The organism is Paenibacillus xylanilyticus, assembly GCF_013359935.1.
GTDB classification, from domain to species: Bacteria; Bacillota; Bacilli; order Paenibacillales; family Paenibacillaceae; genus Paenibacillus; species Paenibacillus xylanilyticus.
On sequence record NZ_JABMCB010000192.1, the window covers coordinates 319,625 to 333,186 of the forward strand.

Sequence of the window (13,562 nt, forward strand, 5' to 3'; positions counted from 1 at the left end):
AGGAGAGCGATGCAGAGCTTGATACCACAACCGAAGCAGATTGCAGCGATTGAGGGAGGCCCCTTGCGACTGGATGGCGAGGCAAGACTGAGTCTTTACATGGAGCAGGATGAATCGAGACTCGAAATCCATTGCCGCCGCGCATTTCCCGGGATGGAATATACATGCTCAAGGATAGATAAAGGTTATTGGCTTATTGTAGAACGTCTCTCAGGGAAGGAAACCCAGCAGGGAGACCACGAGGTCCATGGCGCCCATGAAGTAGATGAAGTACATGAAGTCTTGAGAGGACAAAAGAAGAGCCAGGTCATCTCTAATTTCAGTTCATTTACCGAAGAAGGTGAGGCAGACCTGGGACTAGCAGGACGCCCACAGGGGTACAGGTTGAAGGTTTCAGCCATAAGGGCGGAGGTCTGCGCCCAGGATGCCGAGGGTTTGTTTTACGGATTGCAGACTTTGGTACAACTGTGTGGATCGGATGGAGACATCCCGGCGGTGTCCATAACCGATTGGCCGGATACGGCTGTGCGGGCAATGAATTTGGATTTGCGCCAGACGTTCTCGAAGCCGGAACTGCTGACAGCATACTTGGCGGAATTTGCCCGTTATAAGACAAACGCGGTTCTGATTGAATATGAGGATAAATTTCCGTTCCAGGCGTACCCCGAGTTCGCACATTCGAAGCATGCGTTAAGTCGTTCGCAGCTGGAAGAACTGAAGCGTAACGCCCATGAGCACTTTATAGAGATTATTCCGCTTCAGCAGAGCTTCGGACATCTGGAATATGTACTTCGCCACAAAGCTTGGCGGCATCTCCGCGAGACAGAGCAGTCCACCGGGGAAATCTGCCCGTCACATCCAGAATCGTTTGGGTTGATTACCAAGCTGCTCGCAGAGATGATCGATGCGCATCCGGACTCGCGCTATATCCATCTCGGCTGTGACGAGGTCTACAGCTTATGCGAATGCGAACGCTGCAAAGTCGAGTTTGGAGGTGTGCGGGAACGAGCCTTTATCGCCTTTTTGAACCGTCTGATTGCATTTACGGCAGAGCGGGGGAAACAGCCGATTTTCTGGCATGACATGCTGGATAAATGTCCGCCAGAGGAACTGGCCAAACTGGATCAGCGGAGTGCGGCCATGATCTGGATCTACAACGGGCGTAATATCGAAGCAGAGGTTACTTCCCATGCAGATAAATTCAGGTCGCTGGGGATTGATGTCATGGGAGCTCCAGCCGTCCGCAGCTTTGACTGGGCGGAGCATCAGAATTATCCGGTGCTGTCCAACCGGACGGACAACTTGATTCAGTGGGCAGAGACGGCAGGCAAGCTGGATCTGGACTGCATCGTTGCCACCAACTGGACGGGGCCATTCAGCCTCGGTGTGCCCTATGGTATTTTCGAAACCACTTGGTACCCCATGCTGCTGCATGCGGATCTGGCTTGGAACCGCAAGGCGGATGCCTCAACCTTCATCGACCGATTCCTGGAACGCTTCCATGGCATTGATCCGGTTACCGGGCATAATCGGCTCGGCAATTATCGACTGGAGGATTATTACGAGGTGATCTGGAAGCTCCTGGACGAGGTGCGCGAGCATAAGGAAGAAGCGGAACTGATTGCGATTATGCATGATTATGAGGTGGCTACAGACCGTTCGCGAGCGATCCACAAGTATGCCTACCGCTGGGAGCTGTATCCCGGCGATGAGGCGGAGTGGCGTTCGCTGCAGAACAACTACACGAGAAACCGGCGCGGACGCGATAAGGTTTTTCCCCGCATGAAGGCTGCGCTGGAGCGTTACCAGTCGTCAGATATGGCAGAGCATTTTGTGAAATCCAGGTTTTATCTGCATGATTATTTGGAGCGCACGCTATATCATGAGCTGGGGCTGGATGCGACCTATGCGGAATCTGAACCGAAGACGATGAGTCTGGAAGACAAGATAGCCATGATGTGCGTAATAGGCACACCATCGACTCGGGCCGAGCCGGATTTTCGCGGCAGAATGGCGCAGCAGCGGTTTGGCGGAATAGGCATCTTTCCCCACAATGTCGAGAGTGAGCAGCAGACGCTAGCGCTACTCACAGAGGTACAGAACATAGCCGGAGAACATGGAAGGCCGCTGCCTTATTACGTTTCAGTAGATGAAGAGGGAGGCACCCTGTCCAAATTCAAAACCTTCTTCCCCTATATCCCGGGAAACCGGGCAGTTGGATTAAGCGAAGACCCGGAAACCGCCTATTTGCTTGGTAAATTCATTGGTAGTCAGTTGCATTCTCTCGGTATTCCGATGAACTGGGGACCTGTATTGGATGTGAACACGAATATAGATAATCCGGTCGTGGGTGTTCGCTCCTTCGGAGAGGACCCGCAGCTGGTAGCCCAATTCGGCCGCTCTTACATCCAGGGGATGCATGAAGCAGGTGTGGCCGTGACGGCAAAGCACTTTCCAGGTCATGGGCAAGTGAGCGGAGATTCTCATATCGTTCTGCCAGAATGTGATTTAACGCTTGAGCAGTTAATGGAAGGTCCATTGCTCCCCTTTGTGGAAGCAATTGAAGCTGGAGCGGATTCAATCATGATGGGGCATCTGGTGTTTCCGAACATCCCGGAATCTGGCGGACTTCCGGCTTCACTCAGTCCGTATTTTGCCTCGGAACTGCTGCGGAATAAGCTGGGTTTTGAAGGCGTAATCTGCACCGATGATATTGAAATGGGGGCTATCCGCAATCATTTCAGTCCGGATGAAGTAGGCGTACTGGCTGTTCAGGCGGGGAACGATATGATCCTGATGTGTCATACGCCAGAGTTTCAAAGCAGGGTGATCGCGGGTATTCTGGCCGCCGTACAGGATGGACGCATCAACGAGGCACGGATCGACGAGTCTGTTCTGCGTATCAAGCAACTATACGGTAAATTCCAACAGTACCAAGCGGCGGCCCAGCCCATTCCCAGAGAGCAGTGGAAGGAGCAGGCACTAAAGCTGGCACGTAAGACCGTGAAAGTCAGCCGGGACCCGCAAGGCCTGCTTCCGCTTAACCCTTCGCTGAAATATTTACTCATTCTGCCGCAGCAGGAGCAGCTAACCCGGGCCGATAACAGCGGTGCAGCCGAGATCAAGCTGGCATCCTTGTTGAAGGATGCAGGCATGGCAGTGGAGATGCGCTGCTGCGCAATGAAGCCTGATGCGGAGGAGATTGCATCATTGGTGCAGCAGGCTGCTACTGCGGATGTCGTTATCCAGGGTACCCTCAATGCCCATCTGTTCACAGGTCAGCTGGCGCTTGCCGAGGCACTGACTGCGGTTAAGCCATTGCTGAATCTGGTGCTGCGCAATCCCTATGATGACAAAGCACTACCACAGACAGCCGGAAGCATACTGCTGTGTTCGACCTCTGATTATTCACTGCGGGCGCTGGTGGAACGGATGACAGCTTCGAAGTGATTTGTCAGACCGGACTCGGACTGTATACAGGGTGGTGAAACGCAGCTAAGAGATTAAATGTCGTGTAGTCTCGCGACCTTCATCCTTGGAAGCAATTTAGCACTTTATTCCATAGTAAAAAGGTGAAAGCCCGCTATAATAGCGGGCTTTTGATATCAAAGCAATCTATTTTTCCTTGATATATGAGGGTTCTTCATGATTGGAGCGGAACTCCAATTATGCGTTTAAATCTGTTATTGCAGGAATATTAATTTCTTTTACGCAGGCTGCTTTGGACAGGCTGACAATGCATTTTACGATGGAAACCATATCCTGAAGGGGGATGCGTGTGCCATTATATTCAGCAAGTGCACGTTCGCTTCCCTCTTCATAAGGAATATCAGCTGCAAGCTCTCCGGGGTTGATGCATGTAACGGCAATGCCATCGTGTCGCGTATGCTCCCTCAAGGCCTCCGTAATTCCTCGAATGGCAAATTTGGAAGCTACAAATGAAACCTGAGTGTTATTCGAATTATTCAGACCCGCAGTCGAGCCGATCAGAATGATTTTGCCGGCTGTTGATTGCCGGAGATGGGGCAGTAGGGCCTGAATGCATACAATAGCCGACGTTATATTTACATGAATCAGATTAGAGATATCAGCAGGAGTGTCCTGATCAAACGTGTAATGATCCTCAAACCCTTCCTTTTCCCAAATGCCTACATTGTAAATGAGAACATCCAGTGTTTCGTTCTGAAGCGCGTCACTGACCACTTGGGCCGCATGGAGATCAGACAGATCTGCCTGTATCCATATGCGTTCTACGCCATCGCTCAGGTTCAAACTGTCAGGTCGGCTGCGAGACACTACCCAGACTTTATCGCCCTGCTCAGGCAGCCCCCTGACAAACGCATCACCTAATCCTTTACTAGCACCAAATATGAGATAGTTTTTCAATCTAACTGCTCCTTCTTTTCAAAGTGTCAAGTCCATGGGTATATCAGCTCAAAAAGCGGGTTCTTTATTTTCCAATAGTACAATGTCTTCTCCCTGCTGCTGCCTTAATGCTATATTCTCCCGTCCCCATCCACACATCACATCCACAATCCTGTTGGCAGTAACTCCATATTCCGTAAGGCTGTATTCGACTTTTGGCGGCATCTGTTGATACACATGTCTTCTGACAAGGCCGTCCTTCTCAAGCTCACGTAATTGCTGAATCAGGACCTTTTGCGAAATGCCGTTAATATTGCGTTGTAACTCACCTGTCCTTTTCACGCCTGACATTAATAGACATATGATTAGCGCCTTCCATTTGCCGCCAATGATTTCGAGTGTTGCTTCAATCCCCAGATTATATTGTTTCATACAGTTCACCTCGTTCCAGCTGCATCCTGATGATGCGGTATAACTGTTTATTTTCTCACAATATTGTTGATGACGTCCATACACACTTTGAGGTAACCATCTTACTTCATTGTGTGTATTTTCTTTTATTCAGGCTTATATGATAATGACCATATTCGAAAAAGAAGTCTGACCCTGAACCACGAAAGGAATGTTAACAATGAAAACACTCGTCATTCTGGCACATCCAAATATTGAGGTTTCAAGAGTGAATCAGCGCTGGAGAGAGGAACTGCTGCAACACTCGAGCGATATTACAATCCATGAGATTTATAAAGCGTATCCTGATTGGAACATTGATGTTTCCAGAGAACAGAAGCTTTTGGAAGCATATGATCATATCATCCTGCAGTTTCCGTTATATTGGTACAGCTATCCGCCTTTGCTCAAAAAGTGGTTTGATGATGTTTTTACTTACGGATGGGCGTATGGGTCAAAAGGCAATAAACTGCATGGTAAAAAGCTGGGTATAGTCATGTCAATTGGGGATAAGAAAGAAAATTACACGCCGGAAGGTTCAGTCTCCTTTACAGTAGATGAAGTGATTACTCCTTTCAAAGCCAGCATTAATCATGTAGGTGCAGTAGTATTACCGTATTTTGCAGTCTTCGGTGCATCATTCCAGGCTACTGATGAAGAGATTAACCAAAGTGCTCAAGATTATATCCGTTATATTTATGAGTACCAGAATGAAGTTGGAAACCTGTCTGATTAAAAACATATATAGAAGGTAAATCTTACAGTCTTCCAATTGCCACAATCAACGCCAGAACTACAAAAAAGATATTTACGCCGATCTCACGATACTCTGTTCGCCGAATATGAAACAGCATCCCGGACAGTGCGACCGCAGCCAAAGCGATTGCGGCGATCGGCGTAAGCACTGGAGCCATGTTCAGCGCCCACGGCAAAACAAGGCCCAGCGCTCCAAGTAGCTCCGCGATTCCGATCCAAACAACTAGACTTTTCGGCACATCATTTACCCAGGCCCATGTCTTTTTTGACGACTCGATACCAACGGTTTTCATCCATCCCGAATATACGAAGCCTGCCGCCAATATGATTTGTACGATCCATAACGTCACATTCATCTTTTCTTTTTCCCTCACTTGTTCTATTTTGATGTCTGCCTCTATACTAAAGTGAGAAAGCTCAATCAGGAAGTAGGCACTTAAACCTAACCAGGTAACCAAAAGTAAACCTTTGGCATAACCAGAAAGTGAGGAATAAGAATGACGGTGTATTGCAAATTCGGAACGGCGCTGGACATTCTCACGGGCAAATGGAAATCATTGATTCTTCTTCGCCTGCTGAACAACGGTACAATGCGGTTCAGTGAATTACAAAAAGCCATTCCGGATATTTCGAAAAAGATGCTGGCCCAGCAGTTGAAAGAATTGGAGTATCATGATATTGTGCATCGCGAAGTGTATGCAGAAATTCCGCCAAAGGTCGAATACTCGATTACGGAGTATGGACAACTCATGAAGCCCGTGCTCCAGACCATGAGCGACTGGGGAGTCGGACATATGCAGCATATGCAGAAGCTGTACGGTGAAGAAGATGAAGCAGAGGCAAACCCATCCAGCCTTCGGAAAATCGAATAAACGTTTCGGAATGAAACGCACGCTAAAAAAGCCCACAAAGATTGCGGGCTTTACTTTTTCTAAGTATACAAATAAAAACGAACGCTTAATCTTCTTCCCCTGTCGCCACCGGATTCTCCTCATAACTAATCCAATCGCTCCAGCTTCCGGAATACAACTTCACATTCGTGTATCCTGCTTCTTCCAGTGCAATCACGTTCGGGCAGGCTGATACGCCGGAGCCGCAGTACACGATAATAGGCTCATCCTTCGCCAGCTCCCCGAAACGTTCTTCCAATGAACTTACGCCAGACCAACGGCCCTCGGCATTCAGTACGTCCTTCCAAAAATAATTGGTTGCCCCCGGAATATGTCCGGCCTTGGCATCAATCGGCTCTTCCAGACCTGCGAAGCGGCGGGCATCACGAGAGTCGATCAGGACAGTTGATCCGTCCGTCGAAGCTTGTTGCACATCCTGCACGCTGGCGAGCATGTCCGGCTGCACGTTTGCTTCGAACGTGGAAGGAATCCGCACAGGCACATCCGTGGTTACCGGGAACTTGGCGTTTTGCCAAGCGGAGAAGCCCTCGTCCATCACATACACCTGTTCATGACCCAGATAACGAAGCAGCCACCATAACCGTGAAGCATTCATGCCCCCTTGGTCATCGTAGGCAACAATACGTGCATTTGAACCGATGCCTGCTTTCGAAAGACGGCTTGCCAGCTCCGCTGAATCAGGAAGCGGGTGACGTCCGCCATGAGCAGACACGGGAGCAGACAGATCCTGTTCCAGATCGAGATAAACGGCGCCTGGAATATGTCCGGCCTCGTAAGCTTGTCTTCCTGCATCCGGTTGACCGAGCAGGAATCTGCAGTCGGCTATGACCACATCCGGTTCGTACATTCTGGCGAGCAGCCAGCGCATGGATACAATGTTTTTCATGAAAATACACCGCCTTATAAAGAGTATTGGGTTCCGATTGAAGTCTGTAGGATCAGACTCCAATCGTTCTTTTGCCATGCTCATTGTTGATGATACAAGTTACACTGCCGTAGGTTCGGCAGGCCCTTTCCCACCTACAGGTGCATCAGCCGGAATAGGTTGCGGTTTGGTTTTGCCATAGCGAATGAAGATCCATACCCCAAAAATAATGACAACGCCGGCAATCATCTGCATCGCGCTGAGTGATTCACCAAGCAGCATCCAGGCCAGCAGTGAGGAGAATACAGGTTCACCGAGCACGCCCATGGATACCGTTGTGGCATTCATATACTGAAGCAGCCAGTTAAAGAGATAGTGTCCAAAGATCGTCGGCACGATGGCGAGCAGCAGGAAAATCCCCCACTCAGACGCTGCATAACCCCCGAACGGATGCCCCATGGCCAAGTTATATACCGCCAGCGTACATGCAGCGACGAAAAATACCCAGAAGTTATAAGAGAAGGCACTTAGTCCGGAGCGCAAAAATTGTCCAAGCAGCATATGGATGGCTACCGCAATCGTTCCAAGCAAAGACAGTAGATCACCTTGCAATGCCGTTCCGGCCAACTGGAAGTCTCCCGCCCCGATGGCAATGGAACCAAGCAGGGCGATGCCCATGCCGATAATCATCATGCGGTTAATCTTGGCTTTGAACAGCCAGACGGAACCGGCAAGAATCAATATGGGTTCAAGTGCGAGAATGACCGTGGAACTGGCGACGCTCGTAAGCCTGAGCGATCCCATCCACAGCAGGAAATGCAGGGCCAGCATCATACCGGATGCGAGCAGCAATCCCCATTGTCTGAAGTTTAAGCGCATCATCTCATGCCGGTATTTCCAGACAAATGGAAGCATCAGCAGATTGGTAAGAAACAGGCGGTACATGGCGATGACAGCCACATCTGCACTGGACCAACGCACGAAAATGGAAGAAAACGAAATTGCAATGATGCCGACAACGAACAGAAGTTCAATGGATCTGCCGGCACGAAACAAGCTTGTCATGAATGTAGCTCCTTCTTGAAGTCAAATGGCATAAATCAATTCATTATACAGGAGAATGCAGCCGTAGGAAAAGCGAAGAAAGGAAAATAGATAAGCAGATTGTAACCGGGCTTGTAACTATTCTGTCATTCACCAAGACCGCTTTTCTATTAATCTTCTATATAGAGACATGAAACGATATAATATACCAATAATCGGGAAATTAAGGAAGTGGCACTGGAAGTGAGAGTACAACAACAGGCAGCAGGAGAGAATGGCAGCATTGCGAGCAGAACAAGCCGAACGAAGACGCACAGACGAAGACGGATCCGGTATGGAAGATTGAGTGCGGCCTTGATGCTGCTTGCACTGATCGTTACCGGTTTAACATATGCATTCATTGGAATGACCCACTGGATTAAGGGCTATGTAGCACCGCCTCCGGTAGCTGCCATTGAGCAGCCAACCAAGCTGGGCATGATCGAAATGACCCCAGGTGTGAAGGAAGAGCCTGCACGGTTTCAGGGACAGGTTCGCAAGCTGGCATACATAACGTTTGATGATGGACCAAGTGAGTATACGGAACAACTGCTGGATATTTTGAAAGAACATGAGGCCAAGGCAACCTTTTTCATGATCGGACGGCAGTTGAATCAGCATAAGTCAGCGGTAGAGCGACTGGTCCAAGAGGGCAGCTACCCCGGACTGCACAGCATGACACATAACTATAACAAATTGTACAAAAGCGGCAGCTCGGCGAATTTTGTGAAGGAGTTCAAAAAGGAACAGAAGATGGTTCAGGATCTGATTGGCTTTACGCCGCATCTGATTCGTGCTCCCTACGGCAGCAGTCCGCAGATCGGAGAATCCTTCAGAGGCGATATTGCCGCAGCAGGTTTCAAAATGTGGGATTGGACGACCGATTCTCTCGATTGGAATCTTCCGGGTCAGCCGGACAAGATTGTGGCGCGTGTCAGCAACAGTGTTCACCGGGACAAGGAAGTGATCCTGATGCATGAACGGGAGCAGACGGTACAGGCCTTGCCGCGCATTTTGAAATTGCTTGAAGATCGGGGTTATGAATTCGAGGTCTACGACCCGAAAGCGCATTGGATAGCCAACTTTAGCGGAGATACCCGCTTGTAATTAGAGAAGATAATCAGATGCAAGAGAGGAGACGGTCCAGTGCGTACGTGGAAAAGGTCAGCTCTGGTGGCCGTCAGCCTGGTGCTGACGGTGCTCGCCAGTGCGTGTGGCCAGCCGCAGGAACCAGCGGCGAATCAGGTGAATCAATTGATTCTGAGTGACCAGGAGATGGCTCAAAGTCTGAAGGAACTTGCCCGTCATGAACGGGAGGACATGGAGCTATACACATCGATTTTGAGTAAAGGAAAAAACAAAAACAGTAACATTGAGTCGCTGCTGGATGAGGCTGAAGACCATATTGCCGAGCGGAGAAAACTGCTGACGCAGGCGGAAATCTTAATGAAACAGACGCAAGAGAAGATGCCTGCCGTGCGGGACTCGTTGGAACGATTGTCTTTTGAAAAAGAAGAGACGCTGGCTCAGGCTCAAACCGTCCTGGACCAGTATGAGGCAAGAGCCCAGACATTTGAGGATTTTGTATCCTCCTATCAGCAAAGTCTGGATGCCGATGAACAGCTTTATTCTTTAATGAGAGGCAGTGTGGAACCCAATCTGGTCAAAATCATGCGCGCAATCCGGGAACGTAATACTCAATATGTGCATCTCGCCGAGTTAAGGAAGCAATTCAATAAACAGACACAAGCGTTCAACGGAGCCAATGCCAAGCTCGTTCAAATGGAGCAAGCAAGTTAATGGATTTGCTAGATTTGAAGTAGGTCCATTCATCTATATGATTGAGCTGGCGGTCAGCCGTGTAAGTACTAGTAAGTAATCTGAAGCAACATGGACAAGCATCATTGCGTATAAGCTAACGGAGGTGTTCATATGCGAAATACAATGAATATTAGTGCATCATTACTGGTACTACTGATGGGATTCTCGCTAGTGGCCTGTGGTAACAGCAGTCCTGCAGCGCAGCCGCCCACCAATAATACAGGTGAACAGGCACCTGCACCGGAACAGAGGCCGGAAGACAGTGCGGCCATCGAAGCAGAAGGCATTCTGACAGGCTGGGCGGACCCGCACACGGTAGAGATCCGTGTCGAAGAGGTTCCCATGGCTTTCCAGGTTGAAGAGGATGTACAGAAATCCTTCGACGACATTGATGATGAAGATTCGGTACAATTCAAATATGTAGAGAGAACCATTGAAGGCGACAGCACAACCAAGCAGCTGGTGCTTACGGAAATCACCAAGATCGAAGCGGATGAACCGAACGGTTCGAATGCAGGCGGCAACGTTACATCAGATCGTCCCCAAACGACAGAGCTGGAAGTAACCGTGGAAGGCATGACGGAGAATCGTGCAGCCACACTTGCCCAAGGTAAGGGCTACTCCCTTTATGTGTTCGAACCCATGGCATTTGATGCAGAAGACAACGAATTAACGATGAAGATTGATCCCGACTACAACGTGGAAATCGAAAAGCTTCCTTCAGATTTCAATCTCGATGCGCTGAAGATGGATGCCAAGGAAGAGTTAACCGAAACGGGAGAGGTTAAGGAACTGAGCAAGGAAGAGCTGAGCAGCGGCCCGATGAAGGATGCAGGACTATTCATGATGGCTCAAAACGATAAAAAGACGCAGTATTTCATTGTAAAAGAACTGGATGGCAATGGCTTCATTTTCCACGTTGATGCACCTGTCGGTGAACCGTCCGAGGGATTTCTGCCCATGGCGTATGTATCCCTTAATTCCATCATGAATGAAGAGAATACCGCAAAATAATATGAAAGAGCCGGAAGGAACGAAGCATGGGCATAGGTTCCTCCCGGCTTTTTGCCGTGTCTATTGAGTTTGCAGGATCTGCCGTTTACCTGAGATGGTTCAGGTTAAAATGGTCGATTCCTTGTGCCCTTTGAGTTCCTCGTATCGGGCGACAACATGCTGATGGACCAGGTGTTCGTCGGGGATTCCCATGTGTTCACGAATGAAGGCGGAGGCGCCATCTTCACGAATCATGTGTTGGAGCTTCATGGCTTCCTCGTCCTGCTCATAATCGAAGAGCATCGCGGCCGCCATAGCGGAAGTAAGGTGGGGAATTTCAATTCCGTATTCGCTGGCCTGCATCGCAGGGCGAACAAGCCGGTCATAAGGCGATAGCTTGCGAAGGGGTGAGCGTCCGACCCGGGTGACCTGATCCGTCAGGTTGGGGTTGGCAAAGCGTTCGAGAATGGTGTCCATATATTTCCTGTGTTTATGGGGGTTAAAACCATGTTTCTTCATAAGCATGGCTCCCGTTTCCTCCATGACATGCCTGACCTCGGCACGAAGTGTTGAGTTGCTCATCACCTGCCTTATCGTCTTGAATCCATGGAGATATCCGAAGTAAGCAGCCACACAATGGCCGGTATTTACGGTGAACATCTTGCGCTCAATGTAAGGCTCAAGGGAGTCCACGTAGTGTACGCCCTCAATCTCCTTGAAGCCATCCAGCAGTGCCGGGCGATGCACAACCCATTCGTAAAAAGGCTCAACCGTGACCTGCAGCGGGTCCTTGTGGTCTTGAACCGGTACAATCCGGTCTACTGCTGCATTGGGGAACGAGACATAACGTTCTGCTTTGGTGCGGGTCTGTTCATCCAGAAACGGATATACCCGTTTCTTCAGGCGAGTACTGCCTCCAATGGCATTCTCGCAAGCGATGATATGAAGAGGTGTGTGATTGTTATTTTTCATGCGTAAATAAATGCCCTTCGCAATGGGTTCGGCAATATCTTCGAGTGCAGATACCCCAACCGCCGTAGTAATCAGATCAGCCGCTGCAATCTGCTCAGCCACAAGTTCCTGTTCGCCGACATGAATGGCGGTGACGTTACTGACAATGGTTGTATCCTGAGCTGCATTAGCGAGCGTAATGGGATACTCTTGCCTCTTTTGCAGCATGGAGATTTTATTCGGGTTACGTGCGACAAAGCAGACTTCATAATCGGAAGCGGACAACATATGACCGATAAAACCGCGGCCTATATTGCCCGCCCCAAAATGTACAGCTTTCATGTGTGAACTCCCCCTTTAAAGTTGAATTGCGAAATTCGTTTAGACCTTAGACGGTGGTGACGAGTGGTTTCGAAATCAAATCGTTAAATTCGAGGTCGGTCAGGCATGACAGCCGTTGGTGAGGCATATCGAAATCCAGTGTGCCGGTAATGGTATTCGAGATGACCACACAGTGAATACCAGCCGCAGCAGCTGCACGCGCGCCGTTAGGTGAATCCTCAATTGCTACGGCTTCGTCTGCAGTTACTCCAAGGGCTTCCAGTGCTTGATTGTATAATTCCGGGTCAGGCTTCACATTGGCCACATCGTCAGCTGTGCGAATCACTTCGAAGTAATCCTTCAGTTTCAGTTGTTCCAGATGTTGTTCGACCCAGTCCCGTTTGGAGCTTGAGGCAACGGCCAATTTTAAACCGGCTTGACGTGCCGCATCAAGGTAGTTCTTGATACCTGGTCTTACCTGCTCCTTGTTCATCAGTGCTGCATGCTGCAGCTGAACCGATTCCCTGAACGCTTCCCGATCGATCGGAAGATTCAAATCTGTGATGAGGTACTCATAGGGATTAAATGTTTTCAGACTGGTACCGATGCATTGCGAATACATCTCCAGGGTTAAGTCTACGCCGTGTTCCTTGTAGGCATCACGAAAAGCAACATACCATGCTGTCTCCGTATCAATAATCGTTCCGTCGAAATCAAAAACCAGTGCCTTAATCATAAATTTGTTCCTCCTGTTTCAGAATTTGTGTTGGGATAAAACTGAAAAATTCGCATATTCCCATTTGCTTCATTTGTAATGCGGCAGTTTAGTTTACACAAGTGCTCGATATAAATGATTTAATTGGAAAAAAATATGCGTTGAAGCTAATAAAACCGTAACATAGGACAAACTTAAGGGTCAAGCGCGTCATGATTGTTTACATTGAAAATTTGCACCTGGATGATGTGTTTTCAGAAAACAGAGAACAGGGTAAACCGTTATGACTTATACATGTAAGCGGTGTACTGAAAAAACAGTTTTCCCCGTA

General features: G+C 49.0%; 13 protein-coding genes. 6 read left to right on the forward strand and 7 right to left on the reverse strand.

From position 1 onward, the window contains the following. Positions 1-9: 9 nt before the first annotated feature. On the forward strand, positions 10-3,450 hold the full coding sequence (locus HP552_RS35115; protein ID WP_246310995.1) for a glycoside hydrolase family 3 N-terminal domain-containing protein: 3,441 nt from the start codon (positions 10-12) through the stop codon (positions 3,448-3,450). A gap of 216 nt (positions 3,451-3,666) precedes the next feature. Here the strand turns inward: HP552_RS35115 and HP552_RS21330 are convergent, their stop codons facing one another. Together HP552_RS21330 and HP552_RS21335 are read right to left on the reverse strand one after the other, a co-directional pair. After that, positions 3,667-4,386, reverse strand: coding sequence for an SDR family NAD(P)-dependent oxidoreductase (locus HP552_RS21330; RefSeq protein ID WP_175397396.1), 720 nt, complete (start codon positions 4,384-4,386; stop codon positions 3,667-3,669). Positions 4,387-4,434: 48 nt separating this feature from the next. Beyond that, positions 4,435-4,797 (reverse strand): winged helix-turn-helix transcriptional regulator, encoded by a 363-nt coding sequence (locus HP552_RS21335; RefSeq protein ID WP_175397397.1) that lies wholly within the window; start codon positions 4,795-4,797, stop codon positions 4,435-4,437. A 199-nt stretch (positions 4,798-4,996) separates the two neighbouring features. Here HP552_RS21335 and HP552_RS21340 point away from each other — a divergent pair, with 199 nt between their 5' ends. Next, positions 4,997-5,551, forward strand: a complete 555-nt coding sequence (locus HP552_RS21340) for an NAD(P)H-dependent oxidoreductase (RefSeq protein ID WP_175397398.1) — start codon at positions 4,997-4,999, stop codon at positions 5,549-5,551. A gap of 22 nt (positions 5,552-5,573) precedes the next feature. On the opposite strand, the gene HP552_RS21345 is transcribed toward HP552_RS21340, so the two are convergent. After that, the gene (locus HP552_RS21345; RefSeq protein ID WP_175397399.1) at positions 5,574-5,927 is read right to left on the reverse strand and encodes a DoxX family protein; all 354 of its coding nucleotides are present in this window, start codon (positions 5,925-5,927) and stop codon (positions 5,574-5,576) included. Positions 5,928-6,068: 141 nt separating this feature from the next. Between HP552_RS21345 and HP552_RS21350 the strand changes: the two genes are divergently transcribed. Then, positions 6,069-6,443, forward strand: coding sequence for a winged helix-turn-helix transcriptional regulator (locus tag HP552_RS21350; protein ID WP_175397400.1), 375 nt, complete (start codon positions 6,069-6,071; stop codon positions 6,441-6,443). 85 nt (positions 6,444-6,528) lie between these two features. On the opposite strand, the gene HP552_RS21355 is transcribed toward HP552_RS21350, so the two are convergent. Together HP552_RS21355 and HP552_RS21360 are read right to left on the reverse strand one after the other, a co-directional pair. After that, complete coding sequence (locus HP552_RS21355; protein WP_175397401.1) at positions 6,529-7,368, reverse strand: sulfurtransferase; 840 nt, start codon at positions 7,366-7,368, stop codon at positions 6,529-6,531. Positions 7,369-7,467: 99 nt separating this feature from the next. Further along, complete coding sequence (locus HP552_RS21360; RefSeq protein ID WP_175397402.1) at positions 7,468-8,412, reverse strand: DMT family transporter; 945 nt, start codon at positions 8,410-8,412, stop codon at positions 7,468-7,470. A 222-nt stretch (positions 8,413-8,634) separates the two neighbouring features. Here HP552_RS21360 and HP552_RS21365 point away from each other — a divergent pair, with 222 nt between their 5' ends. From HP552_RS21365 to HP552_RS21375, 3 genes are all read left to right on the forward strand, one after another. Further along, entirely contained in the window at positions 8,635-9,537 is a 903-nt protein-coding gene (locus HP552_RS21365) for a polysaccharide deacetylase family protein (RefSeq protein ID WP_312884328.1), read from the forward strand. 39 nt (positions 9,538-9,576) lie between these two features. Next, positions 9,577-10,230: a YkyA family protein gene (locus tag HP552_RS21370; RefSeq protein ID WP_175397403.1), complete on the forward strand. Its 654-nt coding sequence runs from the start codon at positions 9,577-9,579 to the stop codon at positions 10,228-10,230. Positions 10,231-10,362: 132 nt separating this feature from the next. Further along, complete coding sequence (locus tag HP552_RS21375; RefSeq protein ID WP_175397404.1) at positions 10,363-11,265, forward strand: DUF8580 domain-containing lipoprotein; 903 nt, start codon at positions 10,363-10,365, stop codon at positions 11,263-11,265. A gap of 99 nt (positions 11,266-11,364) precedes the next feature. Here the strand turns inward: HP552_RS21375 and HP552_RS21380 are convergent, their stop codons facing one another. Next, the gene (locus HP552_RS21380) at positions 11,365-12,537 is read right to left on the reverse strand and encodes a mannitol-1-phosphate 5-dehydrogenase (RefSeq protein WP_175397405.1); all 1,173 of its coding nucleotides are present in this window, start codon (positions 12,535-12,537) and stop codon (positions 11,365-11,367) included. Between the two features lie 46 nt (positions 12,538-12,583). Continuing rightward, the gene (locus tag HP552_RS21385) at positions 12,584-13,252 is read right to left on the reverse strand and encodes an HAD family hydrolase (protein ID WP_175397406.1); all 669 of its coding nucleotides are present in this window, start codon (positions 13,250-13,252) and stop codon (positions 12,584-12,586) included. Between the last annotated feature and the right edge of the window lie 310 nt (positions 13,253-13,562).